Origin of the sequence: Paenibacillus glycinis (assembly GCF_009909185.1) — a bacterium.
Classification (GTDB): domain Bacteria; phylum Bacillota; class Bacilli; order Paenibacillales; family Paenibacillaceae; genus Paenibacillus_Z; species Paenibacillus_Z glycinis.
In genome coordinates this window covers 13,556-30,369 of sequence record NZ_JAAAMV010000025.1, presented here as the reverse complement: position 1 = coordinate 30,369, position 16,814 = coordinate 13,556, and the positions used below count along the sequence as shown (strand labels likewise).

At 60.7% G+C, this 16,814-nt stretch carries 14 protein-coding genes; 11 read left to right on the top strand and 3 right to left on the bottom strand.

The annotated features are described in order from the left end of the window. Positions 1 to 66: 66 nt before the first annotated feature. A complete protein-coding gene (locus tag GT019_RS24555; RefSeq protein ID WP_161746079.1) occupies positions 67 to 2,169 on the bottom strand; it encodes a transglycosylase domain-containing protein in 2,103 nt (700 codons plus the stop codon). Between the two features lie 212 nt (positions 2,170 to 2,381). On the opposite strand from GT019_RS24555, the gene speE reads away from it, so the two are divergent. After that, positions 2,382 to 3,209, top strand: coding sequence for a polyamine aminopropyltransferase (gene speE / locus GT019_RS24550; RefSeq protein WP_161746078.1), 828 nt, complete (start codon positions 2,382 to 2,384; stop codon positions 3,207 to 3,209). A gap of 112 nt (positions 3,210 to 3,321) precedes the next feature. Next, positions 3,322 to 4,191, top strand: coding sequence for an agmatinase (speB, locus tag GT019_RS24545; RefSeq protein ID WP_161746077.1), 870 nt, complete (start codon positions 3,322 to 3,324; stop codon positions 4,189 to 4,191). 103 nt (positions 4,192 to 4,294) lie between these two features. On the opposite strand, the gene GT019_RS24540 is transcribed toward speB, so the two are convergent. Further along, on the bottom strand, positions 4,295 to 5,077 hold the full coding sequence (locus GT019_RS24540; RefSeq protein ID WP_161746076.1) for a glycerophosphodiester phosphodiesterase: 783 nt from the start codon (positions 5,075 to 5,077) through the stop codon (positions 4,295 to 4,297). 288 nt (positions 5,078 to 5,365) lie between these two features. Between GT019_RS24540 and GT019_RS24535 the strand changes: the two genes are divergently transcribed. The 9 genes from GT019_RS24535 (at position 5,366) to argS (ending at position 15,325) form a co-directional block, all read left to right on the top strand. Then, positions 5,366 to 6,400, top strand: a complete 1,035-nt coding sequence (locus GT019_RS24535) for a LacI family DNA-binding transcriptional regulator (RefSeq protein WP_161746075.1) — start codon at positions 5,366 to 5,368, stop codon at positions 6,398 to 6,400. Positions 6,401 to 6,530: 130 nt separating this feature from the next. Next, a complete protein-coding gene (locus tag GT019_RS24530; protein ID WP_161746074.1) occupies positions 6,531 to 8,000 on the top strand; it encodes an extracellular solute-binding protein in 1,470 nt (489 codons plus the stop codon). A 112-nt stretch (positions 8,001 to 8,112) separates the two neighbouring features. Next, the gene (locus GT019_RS24525; protein ID WP_161746073.1) at positions 8,113 to 8,988 is read left to right on the top strand and encodes an ABC transporter permease subunit; all 876 of its coding nucleotides are present in this window, start codon (positions 8,113 to 8,115) and stop codon (positions 8,986 to 8,988) included. A gap of 5 nt (positions 8,989 to 8,993) precedes the next feature. Continuing rightward, positions 8,994 to 9,863 carry a carbohydrate ABC transporter permease gene (locus GT019_RS24520; protein WP_161746072.1) on the top strand — a complete coding sequence of 290 codons (870 nt, stop codon included), beginning with the start codon at positions 8,994 to 8,996 and terminating at the stop codon, positions 9,861 to 9,863. An 11-nt stretch (positions 9,864 to 9,874) separates the two neighbouring features. Continuing rightward, positions 9,875 to 11,350 carry a CehA/McbA family metallohydrolase gene (locus GT019_RS24515; RefSeq protein WP_161746071.1) on the top strand — a complete coding sequence of 492 codons (1,476 nt, stop codon included), beginning with the start codon at positions 9,875 to 9,877 and terminating at the stop codon, positions 11,348 to 11,350. 357 nt (positions 11,351 to 11,707) lie between these two features. Then, a complete protein-coding gene (locus tag GT019_RS24510; RefSeq protein WP_201755576.1) occupies positions 11,708 to 11,959 on the top strand; it encodes a DUF7667 family protein in 252 nt (83 codons plus the stop codon). 163 nt (positions 11,960 to 12,122) lie between these two features. Next, a complete protein-coding gene (locus GT019_RS24505) occupies positions 12,123 to 12,626 on the top strand; it encodes a DNA-deoxyinosine glycosylase (protein ID WP_161746070.1) in 504 nt (167 codons plus the stop codon). Positions 12,627 to 13,038: 412 nt separating this feature from the next. Next, the gene (locus tag GT019_RS24500; RefSeq protein ID WP_161746069.1) at positions 13,039 to 13,497 is read left to right on the top strand and encodes a DUF1934 domain-containing protein; all 459 of its coding nucleotides are present in this window, start codon (positions 13,039 to 13,041) and stop codon (positions 13,495 to 13,497) included. Positions 13,498 to 13,645: 148 nt separating this feature from the next. After that, positions 13,646 to 15,325 (top strand): arginine--tRNA ligase, encoded by a 1,680-nt coding sequence (gene argS, locus GT019_RS24495; protein ID WP_161746068.1) that lies wholly within the window; start codon positions 13,646 to 13,648, stop codon positions 15,323 to 15,325. Between the two features lie 136 nt (positions 15,326 to 15,461). On the opposite strand, the gene GT019_RS24490 is transcribed toward argS, so the two are convergent. Continuing rightward, positions 15,462 to 16,598, bottom strand: a complete 1,137-nt coding sequence (locus GT019_RS24490) for a S8 family peptidase (RefSeq protein ID WP_235949233.1) — start codon at positions 16,596 to 16,598, stop codon at positions 15,462 to 15,464. Positions 16,599 to 16,814 lie beyond the last annotated feature (216 nt).

Below are 16,814 nucleotides of genomic sequence, written 5' to 3'. Positions count from 1 at the left end.
CGTTCTGCGCCTCGGATTCGCAATTCGGTCCGTCTTGAATCGCTTCAAACCTATGCGCGGCGCCGATTAATTCGACCACCAGCGCTTGAGCTGTTTCCACCAGCCCTTCGTCTGCTCGGCCTTCGCGTCGTTGTCGCCGCCGGCGGATGCGGCCGTATCGCCGTGCGCGCCGCATACTTCGACCGGCTGCGTGCCGCTGACGAACGTTTCCAGCCGCCGCGTCTTGCAGGTTTTGCCGGCCAGCTTGCCGGTCTCGGGATCGACGTAGACGGAGACGACCCCGTCCGGGAGCGGGAAGATCTTCGGCGGCACCGCCGAGAGCGCCTTTTCCGTATAGGCGGCGAAGATCGGCGCCGCGCGGTGCGCCTCCGCGGGCGTCAGCTTGCGCCCTTTGTCGTAGCCGACCCAGACGGCCGTCGCCAGCTCCGGCGTATAGCCGACGAGCCAGGCGTCGGTCGCGGTCGTGCCGGTCTTGCCGGCGACGGGGCGCTTGATCGCGGCGGATACCCGGTTGCCGGTGCCGCCCGCGTCGAACACGCTCTCCATCAGGCTCGTCAGCACGTAGGCATGCGCCGCGTCGACGACGGGGGTAGAAGCCGGCTTGGCTTCGTACAGCACCTCGCCTTTGCTGTCCTCGATGCGCAGGATCGCCGTGGGCTCGACCCGGACGCCGCCGTTCGCGAACGTGCCGAAGGCCGAGGCCATCTCGAACGGACTGACGGGGAACGTGCCGAGCGCCAGCGACGGGACCGGCTGCATCGGGCTGTCGATGCCGAGCTTGCGCGCCATGTCGATGACGTTCGCGGGTCCGACTTTCATGATGGAATTGACCGCATAGATGTTGTCGGAGGTGGCGATCGCCGTCCGCATGTCGATGGGCCCGTTCACGTATTTGTCGTTGTAATTGCTCGGCGCATACGTCTTGCGGCCGTCGTCGTACGTGAAGACCGTCGGCGCGCTCGTGAACTGGGAGACCGGCGTCAGCGAGCCTTGCTGCAGCGCCGTCAGGTACAGGATCGGCTTGAACGACGACCCCGGCTGGCGCGTCGTGGCGAACGCGCGGTTGTATTGGTTGGTCTTGTAATTGCGTCCGCCGACCATCGCCTTGATATAGCCCGTGCGCGGGTCGATGGACACCAGTGCCGCTTGCTGCTCGGAGGTAGCCGGAAAGCCGGCGGCGACGGCTTCTTCGGCCGCGCGCTGCGCCTCGGGATCGAGCGTCGTATAGATGCGGATGCCGCCCTCGCTCAGCAGCCGCTCGTCAATGCCGAGCTTATCGACCGCGAGATAGCGGACGTAATCGCGGAAATACGGCGCGATGCCGGCCTGCTTGCTCGTGCCGAGCGGAACGAATTTCAGCAGCTCCGCGCCTGCCGCCTTGGCGTCGACCTGCTGGATGATGCCTTGGTCCGCCATCGTCTGCAGGATGGTCCGCTGCCGGTCCTTCGCGTTCTTCATGTCCATGTAGGGCGAATAGTATTTGGGCCCTTTCGGTACGCCCGCCAGCATGGCGCTTTCCGCGAGCGTCAATTCGGAGGCGTGCTTGCCGAAGTAAAGCTCGGAAGCGGCTTCCGCCCCGTAGGCGCCGTGGCCGTAATAGATTTGGTTCAGGTACATGGAGAGGATGTCGTCCTTGGAGTAATGCATCTCCAGCTGGATGGTGTACATCGCTTCCTTGAGCTTCCGCGACCAGGTCCGTTCATGCGTCAGATACAGGTTCCGCGCGAGCTGCTGCGTCAGCGTGCTTGCGCCCTGCTCCCGGGAGAGATGCTCGATGTTCACGAGGGCCGCCCGCGCCATGCCCTTCACGTCGAAGCCGAGGTGGTCGTAGAAGCGCTGATCCTCGATCGCGAGCGTCGCCTCGACGAGATACGGCGAGATGTCCTTCAGCGGCACGGACTGCCGGTTCTCCCCGGCATGAAAAGTGTCCATGACATGCCCCTGCAGATCCAGCATTTGCGAAGTCTGGCTGACGGACGTAGCCGGAAGCGCCTGCATCCGCAAATAATATAAGAAGCCGAACGCGGCCATGAACAATACGAGCAGCGTTCCGCCCGCATAGAGCATTCCCTTGCGCAGCCGGCGCAGCAGCGGCATCCACCGCTCGATCCGAACGGCAATCGGCAAACGGCGCTTCCCGCCGCCTTGCTTGATACGATACCAGCTCATTCTTGATGCCTCCTAACGTTAACCATCGCTATCCCACTAGTATGGAAAACATTGGGTCGCGCTATTCAGGCGGGGCGGGAGGGGGTATGAAATTTTTGTGTAGGATTCGCAGAAGGTTGCATTTTCCCCCGGTTAACTTATAATACAGATTGGAACATTGGACCTCATGAATCAATGATTGACCATACATACACGAAAGCAGGGATCGACCGATGGAATTGTGGTACACGGAGAAGCAAACCCCGACTTACGGCATCACGGCCAAAATCAAAGAAACGTACGTAAGCGAGCAGACGGAATTCCAGAAGCTCGACATGATCGAAACCGAGGAATTCGGCACGATGCTCGTCTTGGACGGCATGGTCATGACGACCGACAAGGATGAGTTCGTCTATCATGAAATGGTAGCGCATCCCGTCCTGTACACGCACCCGAACGCGAAGAAAGTGCTCGTGGTGGGCGGCGGCGACGGCGGCGTCATCCGCGAGATCCTGAAGCACCCGAGCGTGGAAAAAGCGGTCCTCGTCGACATCGACGGCAAGGTCATCGAATACTCCAAGAAATACCTGCCGAACATCGCCTGCGGCCTGGACGACCCGCGCGTCGAAGTCATCGTGAACGACGGCTTCATGCACATCCACGACCACAAGAACGAATACGACGTGGTCATGGTCGATTCCACCGAGCCGGTCGGCCCTGCGGTCAATTTGTTCACGCGCGGCTTCTACCAAGGGATCTACGATTCGCTGAAGGAAGACGGCATCTTCGTGGCGCAGACGGACAACCCGTGGTTCACGCCGGACCTGATCTCGAGCGTCAACCGGGACGTGAAGGAAGTATTCCCGATCGTGCGCGTGTTCTGGGCGAACGTGCCGACGTACCCGAGCGGCCTGTGGACCTTCACGATGGGCAGCAAGAAATACGATCCGCTTGAAGTCGACGAATCCAGCATTCCGGAGATCGACACGAAGTACTATTCTCCGCGCCTGCACAAAGCGGCGTTCGTGCTGCCGAAATTCGTCGAAGATCTCGTGAAGTAAGATAAGACGTGGAAACAAGTCTCGTTCAATAAGATAAGACTTGGACAACAAGTCTCGTTGAATAACCAAGACTTGGAAACAAGTCTGTTCGAATAAGAAAGGAACCGCGACCATGAAACTCGATCAGAAATATTCCGGCAACGTGTTCATTCTAAGCTCGGAAGACTATAACGCGTCCAAGGCGGTCATTTACGGCATGCCGATGGACTTCACCGTCTCGTTCCGCCCGGGCTCGCGCTTCGGCCCACCGCGCATCCGCGAGGTGTCGATCGGCCTGGAAGAGTACAGCCCGTATCTCGACCGCAGTCTCGAGGATATCGCGTATTTCGACGCCGGCGACCTGCTTCTGCCGTTCGGCAACGCGGCGCGCTCGCTCGACATCATCGGCGAATTCGTGGCCGGCGTGCTGGAAGACGGCAAGATGCCGGTCGGCCTCGGCGGCGAGCATCTGTGCTCGTGGCCGATTTTCCAAGAGGTCTACAAGAAATACCCGGACATGGCGATCATTCATTTCGACGCCCACGCCGACCTGCGCGAGTCGTACGAAGGCGAGCCGCTCTCGCATTCCACGCCGCTGCGCAAAGCGGCCAACCTCATCGGCGGCAAGAACGTCTACCAATTCGGCATTCGTTCCGGCTCGCGCGAAGAGTGGCAGTTTGCCCGCGAGAACATCAATTTCCATCCGTTCGAGGTGCTCGAGCCGCTGAAGCAAGTGCTGCCCGAGCTGGCGGGTCGTCCGGTCTACCTGACGATCGACATCGACGTGCTGGATCCGTCGGCGGCGCCGGGCACGGGAACGGCGGAAGCCGGCGGCATCACGTCGAAGGAATTGATCGACGCGGTTCATGCCATCGCCCGCTCCGGCGTGAACGTGATCGGCTGCGACCTCGTCGAGGTCGCGCCGGCGTACGACCCGACCGAGCAAACGCAGATCGTCGCGGCGAAAGTCATCCGCGAAATGCTGCTCGGCTTTATCGAGTAAAACGAAGAACCTCCGCAATCGTGCGATCCTGCACGGCTGCGGAGGTTCTTTTTTTTTGCTTCATCGTAATGCCGGGTTCCGACCCGAAGCTTAGGAACGCGCGTTATTGGCCGGCGTGTTCCGCTTCGTTCGGCGCTTGATCCCGCAGCCCGCGCATCACGTCCGGGATGTTGGTGTCCATGGCGTCGACGCCCATGGCCCGCAGCCTGGCGAACACGCCGGGATCGTCGGACATGCTGCCGTAGACGTAGAAGCCGTGCTCGTGCAGCCGGTCAACCCGTTCCTTGGACAGGTGCTGCACGGGGGTATTGATAATCTGGGCCTGCAAGCCCTGCAGCAGCTCGATCGGATCTTCCACCCATTGCGCGCAGATCGGCGCCGTCAGCACGTTCGGATTCACGTCGCGCACCGCCTTCACGAGCCGGTGCTGGAACGACATCAGCTGTACGTGGCCGTTCATGCCATGCTCGGCCACGAGCCGGGCCGTTCGATGAGCCAGCTCGACCTCCTCAAGGTCCTTCGGCTGCTTCATCTCGATGCTGAGCCAGATTCGGTCCCGGGCCCAAGCGAGCGTCTCCGCCAGCGTCGGGATGCGCGCGCCGGCATAGGCCTCCGAGAACCACGAGCCGGCATCCAGCTCCCGCAGCTCCGCCAGCGTATAGTCGCTTAACGGACCATGCCCGTTCGTCGTTTTATCGATCTTCAGATCGTGGAAGACCGCGATCTCCCCGTCCTTCGTCAACTGCACGTCGAGCTCGATCAGCTCGGCCCCGCAAGCCGCGGCCCGCTCGAAGGCGGCCATCGTATTCTCCGGCGCATAAGCCGAAGCGCCGCGGTGCGCGCCGACGGCAATGCCGTTCATGCCGCTGAATATCGTTCCTATCATCTTCATGCGCATCCTTTCCGAGACAAGATGGGTTCCATTGTAACATCATGAATATAATTTGAAAGATAAGGTTTTGTTAAAGCGGTTTAATGCTACTTTATTCCTAATTAGTGGTAAATCATGCCTAAATACCAACTGAAATTCACGATTTTCAAAGAAAACATCGAATTTTACAATAACTAAGTATGGAATTGAAACGGAATTTACAAAACCGGTTTAAGCTTAGAAACGAATCCGGTACCGTTCCCACATCGGATCACCAGGGGAGAAAGCGAGGTTCAACGAGTCTTGGCTACCATCGACGACGTCGCGAAGGCATCCGGCGTATCCAAGGGTACCGTTTCGAGCGTGTTCAGCAAAAAACGACCCATCAGCAAAGAAGTGACCGAGCGCGTACTCGCCGCTGCCAAGTCGCTGCACTACAAACCGAATTATTGGGCGCGAAGTCTCGTAAGCCGCTCCACCCGCATACTCGGACTGAATATCCGCGGCGAGTCGCTCGAATTCGGTCAGTTTCATCACTCCCTGCTTAACGGAGTGCTGCGCGTCTGTTACGAGAACGGCTACCGCCTTCTGGTCAATGCGCTGTCGCCCGCCTACCTCAGTCAAGTCGAGAACATCTCGTCGGATCCGGTGGATGGCGAGATCTTATTGGATCCCATCGCATCGGACGGCAGGATCGAGGATCGGCTTCAGAGCGGCATGCCCATCGTCATTATCGGCCGCCCGCCGGCGCCTTACGAGGCGCAGGTCAGCTACGTCGATAACGACAACGTCGGCATGGCCGCCCAGGTTACCCGTTACCTGATCGGACTGGGGCATACGGAAATCCTGTTTCTGAACGCGCCGGTCTCGAGAACCGTTTCGGCGGACCGCGGCGAAGGATACAGGAGCGCGTTCAAGCAAGCCGGCCTGCAGCCGAAGCCCGATCTGATCCTGCACAAGCCGCTGAAAGGCGAATCGGCTCATGCCTTCGGCTACGAGTCGGCGCTCGCCATGCTGACGGCCTCGCCGGACATTACGGCGGTCATCGCCGATACGGACATGATGGCGCTCGGCGTCTACAAGGCGGCGGAACGGCTTGGCCTGCGCATTCCGGAACAGCTGTCGGTCTTCGCGTTCAGCGACGACACCGTGCTTTCGCCGGAATTCTCGCCGCCGCTCACCGGCGTCCGGCTCCATGCCGACCGGCTCGGCGTCGAAGCGCTGAAGCTGCTGCTCGAGCAGCTGAACGCGGCTCAGAAAAGCGCCAAGCGCGTGCTTGTCCCGACGGAGCTCGTCATTCGCGGCTCTTGCGCGGCTCCGGGCGCGCGAGGCCGGTAAGGCGGCCAAGAAGCCGGTCCTTTTCATAGTTGTTTCATCGTTGTTATAAGCTTGCGCGCTTGTTGACAGTCGATTTGTCGCTCCGATCAAGATTACTAATCGCGATTATATTTCAGGAGGTTTCAAACGAATGAAAAAAGTATGGTTGACAATGTCGACGGTTGCCGTCGCGAGTACGATGCTGTTGTCCGGCTGCGGTTCGGATAGCGGAACAAACGACGCGGCCAATTCGAACGCGGCGGCAGGCAATAACGCCAACGCCCCTGCCAACGCTCCTGCCGATGCGCCGGCTAACGCGCCGGCCGGCGACATGAAGCTGCGCATCCTCGACGCCAACGTCGGCGGCAAGACGCCGGAAGAGAACGCGAAGTTCGAAGCGGAGATCAAGCGCCTGACCGGCATCGACGCTTCCATCGAGAAGCCGGCGAGCGATTACGACCAGAAGGTGCTGACCGCGCTCGGCTCCGGCGAGAAGTACGATCTGATCGAGCTCAGCGACCTCGGCAAGCTGGCTACCTTCGTGGACCAAGGCGTCGTTACGGATCTGACCGATTTCGTTACCAAATCGACGGTGCTGTCCGATCCATCCGTCGTTCCGACGGCCGAATGGGATCAACTGAAGGACAAGGACGGCAAGATCGTCGCCGTGTTCAGCAAATTCCAAGGCGGCACGATGCCGATCGTCCGCAAGGACTGGCTCGACAAGCTCGGCTTGAAAGAACCGAAGACGCTCGACGAGTACTACAACGTGCTGAAAGCGTTCAAGGAAAAGGATCCCGACGGCAACGGCAAGAACGATACGTACGGTCTATGCACGTCCGACCTCTACGATATTCAAGGCTTCATGAGCGCGGCCGGCGTGAAGGCGCACTACGTGATGAAGGACGGCAAACGCACGATTCCGTACGCGACCGAAGCGGCCGTTCCGATGTACGAATGGTTCGCGAAGCTCGTGAAGGAAGGCATCATGGATCCGAACTTCGTGACGAACGACACGGGCAAAATGCGCAACCTGTTCCTCTCCGACCGCGTCGGCATGGTCACGTACTGGGATGCATGGGTCGGCATGTTCAACAATACGCGCAAACAAGCGGATCCGAACACGACCTTCCAAGCGGAAGCGCTCGAAGGCATTCCGGGCGCGGACGGCACCATCCTCATGCGCCGCGGAGACCCGGATTTCTGGATCATTCCGGCCAACGCCGAGCATCCGGACGCCGCGAAGAAATTCCTGGAGTTCTGGCATACGGAACCGGGCATCACGCTCGGAAGCCTGGGCATCGAGAACGAAGATTTCACCAAGGAAGGCGACGCGTACAAGCTGACGCCGACCGGCACGGAGCACAACATGGACCACGGGGTGCCGTTCTGGTACAACCAGAACGTGAAATATCCGTTCGGCAAACTGCCCGGCGTTCAGGAAGCGCAGGATCTCGTGACGAAGGACGCGACGCTCGAACTATCGCTCCCTGGCTGGCCCGACGCCGAGAAGATCGTCAAGAATTACGCGCTCAAAGCGATGTCCGGCCAAATGGACGCCTCGGAAGCCGTGAAGAAGATGCACGAAGAGCTGCTTGGCAAGAAACTGATCGACGAGTAAGCCGTTCGGACGCATTCGAACGACAAGCGGGCAGGGGAGCACGGATCCCCTGCTTGCCTTCATTTCAGCCCGATAATGGTACCGTTTACCAGATAAGGACGTGGATAAAAGCATGAGATTGTTGAAGAAATACGGCGCGCTTTACGTCATGATGGTGCCGGTGATCGCCTATTTTCTCGTATTCGCTTATTACCCGCTCGTGAAAGGGCTGCAGACCAGCTTACAGGATTACAAGTTGATGGGCGATCGCCCATACGTCGGGTTCGCGAACTACGACGCGGTGCTGCATGATTCGCTGTTCTGGGAAGCGATGGTCAACACGCTCGTCATCGGGGGAGGCATTCTCCTCTTCAGCTTCGTCGCGCCGCTGGTCATCGCGCTGTCGTTGAACGAAGTGCTGCGGACCTGGTTCAAGAAGATGGCGCAAATGATCCTCTACGTGCCGCATCTGCTCTCTTGGGTCGTGGTCGGCGGAATCTGGATTTTCATGCTGTCGCCGGACAGCGGGATCGTGAACATGATCCTGGTCCACGTGTTTCACCGGGCGCCGATCAATTTTCTGGCGGATTCCGGCTATGCGCGTTGGATCATGATTCTCCTCTCGACGTGGAAGGAGATGGGCTACACGTGCATCTTGTTCCTGGCGGGGATCGTGTCGATCAATCCGTCGCTCTACGAGGCGGCGCGCATGGACGGCGCGACGCGCTGGCAGCAGTTGACGTACGTGACGCTGCCGCAGCTCAGCAACACGATGAAAGTCGTCTTCCTGCTGAATACGCTCGGCATCCTGCGGATATTCGACCAAGTGTTCATCCTGCGCAATCCCACGATTGCCTCGAAGGTGGACGTGCTCATGATGTATACGTTCCAGAAGGGGATTCTCGAGATTCAGCTCGGTCCCGCGGCGGCGGCCAGCTTCTTCGTCCTGGTATTGACGCTCGCGCTGACGCTCGTCGTGCGGCGAATGACACGATTTGATGAGGTGTAACGACAATGTCCGATCGATTCGAACGGCTTGGCTGGAAGAATAAAGCATTCGACATGCTGAACGCCTTGTTTCTGCTGGCGCTCATGCTGACCATGATCATTCCGTTTATTAACGTGCTCGCGCTATCCTTTTCCTCGGGCATCGCATCCATGCGGCCGGAAATCGTGCTGTGGCCGAAGCAGTTCAGCGCGGAAGGCTACCAGATCGTATGGAAGAGCCTCGATATTTGGCGGCCGCTGCTCAACAGCGTCATCGTGACCGTCATCGGCACGACGCTGCACGTGCTGCTGTCCAGCTTGGCCGGCTATGTATTCATCTATCCCCGCCTGCCGGGGAAGAAGGTGATGCTGACATTCATCCTGATTACGATGATGGTGCCGCAGGAAGCGATCATGATCCCGCTTTACGTGGTCAATAAAGACCTGCATCTCATTAATACGCTGAGCTCTCTCGTGCTGTCGGGCCTCGTATCCGGCTTCTCGATCCTGCTCATGCGCAGCTTCTTCCTGAACGTGCCGTACGAGATGTCGGAATCGGCCAAGATCGACGGCGCCGGCGAATTCCGCATCTTCCTGACGATGTATCTGCGATTGGCGGCCGCGGGCCTCGCGACCGTGACGCTGTTCGAATTCGTCGGACGGTGGAACATGTTCACGGCGCCGGTCATGTTCATTAACGATTCCATGAAATACACGCTGCAGGTGGCGCTGAAAGCGATGATTATCGACACGAGCAGCAATTCCGGCACTTACATGGTGACCACGAACGTGCGGATGGCGGGTATCGTCATCAGCATCCTGCCGCTGATCGCGGTGTATCCGTTCGTGCAGAAGTATTTCATGAAAGGCATCCTGCTCGGCGCCAGCAAAGAATAGGAGGACGCATGATGGAGACGAAGAAAGAACGGCTCGTGCTGCGCCGGCCGATCGGCAAGCACGAGGAACGGTCTTACTTGGAGGTTGCTTTCGCGGTGGAGGGACCGGTGGAGCGCATCGATATCGCGTACCGTTACGAACGCGGAGGCGCGTCGGGGCCGGTCGTCGATATCGGGCTCCGTTCGCCGGAGCGGATCGTCGGCTGGAGCGGAGGCGCCCGCGAAGCGTTCTTCGTCGGCACGGAGAAGGCGACCCCGGGCTATCTGGCGGGACCGATCGCCGAGGGCGAATGGGCCGTGCTGCTCGGAGCGTACAAGATTCCCGAAGGCGGCGCGGAAGTGATCGTCGAGGTGGAATTCGCCAGGCCGCACGGACGCTGGATGAAAGGCGACCTTCATATGCACAGCGTGCACAGCGACGGAAGCTACACGATGGAACAGGCGAAGGATTCCTGCAAGTCCCGCGGGCTCGAATTCATGGCGCTGACGGATCATAATACGGCCTCGCAAAATTTCGCGGCGCTTGCTCCGGACGAGCAGCTGCTGCTGATTCCGGGCGTGGAGCTGACGAGCTATTTCGGCCATGCCAACGTGCTCGGCGTTCCGGATGCGCTGCGCGATTTTCGCGTGACGACCCCGGAGCAAGCCGAAGAGGCGCTCGGGGAAGCGCGGGAGCGTGGAGGCTTCGTGTCGCTGAATCATCCGTTCTGTCCGTCCTGCCCGTGGGAGCTCGGCTTTGACGTGCCGTTCGACGCGATCGAGGTATGGAACGGACCGTGGCGCACGCTCAACGAACGCGCGCTGGCCTGGTGGCAGGAGCAGCTTGCGCAGGGCCGCCGGATAATCGCCTTGGGCGGCAGCGACGCGCACCGGGAGGACCGGTTCGTGAAGCACGGCCGTCCGACGGCTTCCGTTTGGACGGAAGCCGATACGGTGCAGGGCGTGCTGGCGGGCATCCGCCAAGGCCGCGTCGTGCTGCAGTTCGACCCCGACGAAACCTGCATGGCGCTCGCCTCCGGCAAGTACGGCATCGGCGATACGATTCCGCGTCATGCCGTCGAGGAGCAGGGAGGCGTGCCGCTGACCATCGATATCTGCAGCGCCAAGGGAGACCGCGTCGCGTTATGGTCCGACCGCGGCATTGAAGCCGTATGGGACATCGTCGTCCCGGCCGACAACTCGGATGCGGGCGGCTGGGAGGCGGAAGCCGCGGAAGCCGGCTGGACCGTGCAGCGGGAGATCGCCGCGATCTTGGCCTTCGATGCGCAGGAGGACAAGGGCTGCGTGCCGGCGATTCCGGCCGGGGCTTCCGCCGAATCCGGCGTCGCGCCTCAACGAATCGAAGCGGAGAACGCTCACGTTCGCCTGCGCTTCCAAGGCTCAGCGGACCGGCTGTTCTACCGGCTGGAGGCGCGCCGCGACGTGGAAGGACTGAAGCGGTCCGTCATGACCTGCATGACGAATCCCGTGTATGTCGAACAGGCGTAGGACGAGGGTTTTAGAGCGCAAACAAGCCGGACAAGCGGTCGATCGGCTCGAGAATCGGGCAGCTGCCTCGATCGTTCCGGCTGCGATCGTCCCGCCTTACGTCGGCTTGCATACAGGCTGTCTCTCCCGCCATCGGACGAGGGACGGCCTTTTTGCGCGTCTCCGTTTCCCCGCTCGGTTCTATTTTCGCGGTCAAGGTACCGAGTGCGCGCCGACGCTGTAAACTAGTAGCAGAACGATCGATTTCGGCGCGGGGATTTCCGCGCTTGTTCGGAAAATCGCTTGACCTCCGCTTGGAAGCTTTCTTTTTTGGTCATACTGGCTAGTAGTGTGAGACGATTGAGGGAGGCGCGAAGCATGACCATTTTGCCGATACATGAACGGCTTGCGGAGCTGTGGACCATTCGCGGGGGCCGGCATCTGACCGGGGAAGAGCAAGCGGATTTCGAACACTGCTTGGCGGTCAATGCCATGCATGTCAGACAACTCGCCAATCTGCACAATCTATCGTTGGCCGCTTCCATGGCCGGGGACGTCGAGTGGCAGCACGAGATTTGCCGCAGGCTGGAGAAGCTGAGCGGACTGCCGCCGGGCTCGCCTCAAATATAGCCCTAACCTACGGGCCCTGTATAGATAAGCCCGACTGGAATCGCAATTCGCGCACGGCCGCTTTTCGGCCGGGACAAGCCCGCCGCGGGAGGCTTTTCGGCGCACCGCTTGCAAACGTTCCCCCTCTCCGGGTAAGCTCGGAGGATAAAGGAGGCGATTCGCCATGCGCGTGCATTCTTTTCCGCCGATGATCCGCGAGGGCGCGAAGGTGCTTGTGCTGGGCAGCATGCCCGGCGCGGCTTCCCTCGCGGCGAACCAATACTACGGCAATCCCCGCAACCATATGTGGCGGGTGCTCTACGGCTTGTTCGGACGGGAGCCGGACGAGGCTTACGAGGACCGGCTCGCCTTTGCCTCCTCGCACGGGATCGCCATGTGGGACGTCATTGCCTCCTGCGAACGCGAAGGCAGCCTGGATGCCAACATCCGCGACGAGGTTCCGAATGATTTGCCGGGTCTGCTCGCGGATTATCCCGGCGTGCACGGATTGATTTTCAACGGCGCGAAGTCGCATGACACGTTCATGAAATATTTCAAGGACCATCCCGGCCTGGCGGATCTGGCCAAGCTGAAGCTGCCGTCGACCAGTCCCATCCCCACGAGGACGATGCGGACGACCGCGGACCGCATCGAGGCCTGGCGCGCGCTGATGCCGTACTTGAATTGAACGATTGCCGCTTGCAATTTTCGCATGGTCGCATATAATAGGGGAAATAACAGCCACATACGATGAACGGGACAGTAGCTTGCAAGACGCTGACAGCAGCGAGCCGGGGAGGTGGAAGCCGGCGCAGCGGTGCAAGGGAAGCGCACCCGGGAGTTGATCGACTGAATATGGCAGGCATACGCTTCGCGAGCCGCCGCAATAGGTCAATCCGGTCACCCCGTTATCGTGTTCGAGAGGCGCTCGCAGCGTTCGCGTTTCCTTCGTGAGAGGGAGCCGGCCGGCTGCGGAGCCAGAAGAGTGGTACCGCGGAAATCAACCTCCGTCTCTTTATAGAGACGGGGGTTTTCTTGTTGTCCGGGCCGAAGCCGATTATAGTGGGAACAGGAGAACGAACAAGACGGGAGACCGCGACATGAACGATAAGGCGAAAGTGAATATCATGCTCGAGAGCAACATCGACGGCGAGTTGCAGCAAAACAGACTCGGCGGCGAATGGTACCGCAAAGGAAGCACGTTTTTCCTGCGATACGAAGAGACCGAGGAAGGCAGCGAGGTGCGCACCGTGGTGCGTTGGCGCGACGGCGAGCTGAGCGTCACCCGGCGGGGGGACGTGGAATCGCAGCAAACGTTCGTCGCCGGCGCGCGGCGAAGCGGGCAGTATGCGTCCCGGCACGCGTCGTTCGCGCTGGAGACGGAAACGAGCTTCCTGTGGGTGCAGTTCGGCGACCTGTTAAAGCCCGATCCGAGCGAGGATCGGTTGCTGCCGAATTTGCCGCTGCTGCTGGAGTGGCATTACAAGCTGCTGGTCGACGACGAGCAGATCGGCGATTTCGTCATTCGCCTCCGCGCGGAAGCGGACGACGGCCAGTAGAAACCCGGGTACGCGATCAAGCCGGATCGCCGGCTTCGAGGCTACGCCTCGCAAAACATGGCTTATGCTTACGAAGCAGTTTTGCTAATCTCGCCGGATCGCCGGCTTCGAGGCTACGCCTCGCAAAACTTTCAGGAGGTCAATATTCATGAAACCTAATGTCATCGAACTGCTTCATCAGCAAGTAAAAGACGCGATCGCCGACGCGGTCGTAGCCGCGGGACTCGCCGCGCGCGAAGAATTGCCGGTCTTCGTGCTCGAAGTGCCGAAGGAGAAGACGCACGGCGATCTCGCCACGAATGCCGCCATGCAGCTGACGAAGCTGGCCAAGAAGAACCCGCGCCAAATCGCGGAAGCGATCATCGCGCATCTGGACGCGGCCAAAGCCTCGATTCAGAGCGCCGAAATCGCCGGCCCCGGCTTCATTAATTTCCGCATGGACCGCAGCTACCTGTACCCGGTCATCGCGCAAACGATCGAACAAGGCGCCGATTACGGCCGTATCGGCATCGGGGAAGGCCAGCGCGTGCAGGTCGAGTTCGTCAGCGCCAATCCGACCGGCAGCCTCCACCTCGGGCATGCCCGCGGCGCGGCCGTCGGCGACGCGCTCTGCAACCTGCTCGATTTCGCGGGCTACGGCGTGACGCGCGAGTACTACATCAACGACGCCGGCAATCAAGTGGCGAACCTGGCGCTCTCGATCGAGGCGCGTTATAAGCAGGCGCTCGGCCTCGATGCCGCCATGCCGGAGGACGGCTACCACGGCGAGGATATCGTCGGCTTCGCGAAGGCGCTGGCCGAGACCGAGGGCGATCGTCTGCTGTCGCTGCCCGAGCAAGAACGCTTTACCTTCTTCCGCGATTACGGCCTGGAGCGCGAGCTGGCCAAGATCCAACGCGACCTTGCCGAATTCCGCGTCAACTTCGACGTCTGGTTCAGCGAGACCTCGCTCTATAAGACGGGCCAGGTCGAGCAAGCGCTCGAGGCGCTTCGCGCCCGCGGCCAGATCTACGAAGAAGAAGGCGCGACCTGGCTGAACACCATGCCCTACGGCGACGACAAGAACCGCGTGCTCGTGAAGAATGACGGATCGTACACGTATTTGACGCCGGACATCGCGTACCACCGCGACAAATACGGGCGCGGCTTCGACAAAATGATCAACATTTGGGGTGCCGACCACCACGGCTACATCCCGCGCGTGAAGGCGGCGATGGAGGCGCTCGGCAACGATCCGCAGAAGCTCGTCGTGCTGATCGCGCAGATGGTCAGCCTGTTCCAGAACGGCGAGAAGGTCAAGATGTCCAAACGTACCGGCAAAGCGGTCACGATGGAAGACTTGACGGAAGAGGTCGGCACGGACGCGATCCGCTACTTCTTCACGATGCGCAGCATGGATTCCCACCTCGACTTCGATATGGACTTGGCCATCTCGACCTCGAACGAGAATCCGGTATTTTACGTGCAGTACGCCCACGCGCGCATCTGCAGCATCTTCCGCCAGGCGGAAGAACAAGGCATCGCCGTGCTGCCGCTGGGCGAAGTGGACCTCGGCAAATTGACGACGGAGCATGAATTCGACCTGCTCCGCAAGATCGGCGAGCTGCCGCTCGAGATCGCGGAAGCCGCGTCGCAGTACGCGCCGCATCGCCTGATCCGCTATGTATACGAGCTCGCGTCGCTGTTCCACAGCTACTACCGCGCGGATCGCGTCATCACCGAGGATCCGGCGCAGACCCAAGCCCGCTTCGCGCTGCTCGGCGCCGCCCGCGTCGCGATCGCGAACGTGCTCAAGCTCGTCGGCGTTTCCGCGCCGGAGCGCATGTAGGCAGCTTTGCCCGCGGCCGCGCCGGCAGCGCCCGAAAGCGGGGCTGCCCCGCTCCCGCCCGCTCCCGCCCGCTCCCGCTTCGCCGGCGGCCCGCGAGCCGGCCGTGGCGGACGCTAACGCAAAAAGGGCCGGGAACCTACCGTTCCACGGCCTGCAGCATGCGCATGACATCCAGCTCCCCGGTCAATCGGGGGGCTTTCGTGCCTCTTAAGGGCAGCATGGATCGCTTGACGACGGCCTTGATATCCGTCGGCGTCAAGCCGGGACGGTACGCCAGCAGCAGCGCGATGGCGCCGCTGACATGCGAGGTGGCCATCGACGTGCCGCTCATTTCGTTGTATTTGCCGCGCAGCCAGGAGGACAAGATTTTGTCGCCCGGCGCGTAGACGTCGATGTACATGCCGCGGTTGCTGAACGGCGCGATGCGGCGCAGCCTGTTCGTCGCGCCGACCGCGATTGTCTGCGGATATCGCGCGGGATAGTCGATCGATTTGCGCTTGCCGTCGTTGCCGGAGGACGCCACGATAATCACGCCGGCGTTGAAGGCGTTATTGACGGCGGTCAGCAGCGATTTGCTGCGCGTTTTCATGCCGAAGCTCATGTTGACGATGTTCATGCCGCTGCGCACGCACCAGTCGATGCCGAGCACGATGTCGGAGACGAAGGCGCTGCCGTTGTGGTCGAACGCTTTGACCGGATAGACCATGGCGCGGGGGGCGACGCCGATCATGCCGTGCACCTGGTTCGCGGCCGCGATCGTGCCGGCGATGTGCGTGCCGTGGCCGTTATCGTCATGTGGCAGCGTGCCGCGGTTGAGTAGATTGATGCCCCGGCCGAGCGATTGCTTCAGGTCGGGATGGCTGAAATCGACGCCGGTGTCGATGACGCCGACCTTGACGCGGTGGCCGGTCGTCGAGCTCCAGGCGAGCGGGGCTTTGATTTCCTGCACGCCCCAGGGAATGCCTTTGTCGCGGGCGGACGGTTTGGTCACGGTGGCGTGCACCGTCACCTGGGGGTCGTTTTCGATCCATAATCCGCTGGCGGGGGCGGCGGCCAGCAATTCGCTCGATACGGGGAGAGAGAAGGCCTTTATGATGGGCAAATGCCGAACGGCTGCCGATGCGCCCCCGTCCGGCATGTCGAAGTTCGACCATTCGAGCAGGAAGCGCTCATAGTCGCCCTGCTGCCGGAAGCGGACGATTCGCCGCTTTGCGGCGGGTGCGGGAAGTGACGACGCGCTGTGCAACAGGCGGAGAATTGCGGATCTGTCCAAATTTGGCTTCCCCTCCATGGCGAATCATGCTGAACTATTGTATGAAGGGGAGCAACAAGCTGTATGAGCAACTTGCCTTTTTTCGCATAATTAGGCTGCAAACCGTGTCATTCGCCGCACGGGGACATAGTATAGACCAAGAGCCCTTAGCAGGCTCTTGTTACCGGCAAAGGCGCCCGTCGCCCGATCCGGAAGGATACAGTCGAAGCGGAGGGC

What these genes read in the sequence shown, in the direction of transcription:
- GT019_RS24555 (WP_161746079.1), bottom strand. Translation starts at nt 2,169, where the DNA reads ATGAGCTGGTATCGTATCAAGCAAGGCGGCGGGAAGCGCCGTTTGCCG.
- speE (WP_161746078.1), top strand. Translation starts at nt 2,382, where the DNA reads ATGGAATTGTGGTACACGGAGAAGCAAACCCCGACTTACGGCATCACG.
- speB (WP_161746077.1), top strand. Translation starts at nt 3,322, where the DNA reads ATGAAACTCGATCAGAAATATTCCGGCAACGTGTTCATTCTAAGCTCG.
- GT019_RS24540 (WP_161746076.1), bottom strand. Translation starts at nt 5,077, where the DNA reads ATGATAGGAACGATATTCAGCGGCATGAACGGCATTGCCGTCGGCGCG.
- GT019_RS24530 (WP_161746074.1), top strand. Translation starts at nt 6,531, where the DNA reads ATGAAAAAAGTATGGTTGACAATGTCGACGGTTGCCGTCGCGAGTACG.
- GT019_RS24525 (WP_161746073.1), top strand. Translation starts at nt 8,113, where the DNA reads ATGAGATTGTTGAAGAAATACGGCGCGCTTTACGTCATGATGGTGCCG.
- GT019_RS24520 (WP_161746072.1), top strand. Translation starts at nt 8,994, where the DNA reads ATGTCCGATCGATTCGAACGGCTTGGCTGGAAGAATAAAGCATTCGAC.
- GT019_RS24515 (WP_161746071.1), top strand. Translation starts at nt 9,875, where the DNA reads ATGGAGACGAAGAAAGAACGGCTCGTGCTGCGCCGGCCGATCGGCAAG.
- GT019_RS24510 (WP_201755576.1), top strand. Translation starts at nt 11,708, where the DNA reads ATGACCATTTTGCCGATACATGAACGGCTTGCGGAGCTGTGGACCATT.
- GT019_RS24505 (WP_161746070.1), top strand. Translation starts at nt 12,123, where the DNA reads ATGCGCGTGCATTCTTTTCCGCCGATGATCCGCGAGGGCGCGAAGGTG.
- GT019_RS24500 (WP_161746069.1), top strand. Translation starts at nt 13,039, where the DNA reads ATGAACGATAAGGCGAAAGTGAATATCATGCTCGAGAGCAACATCGAC.
- argS (WP_161746068.1), top strand. Translation starts at nt 13,646, where the DNA reads ATGAAACCTAATGTCATCGAACTGCTTCATCAGCAAGTAAAAGACGCG.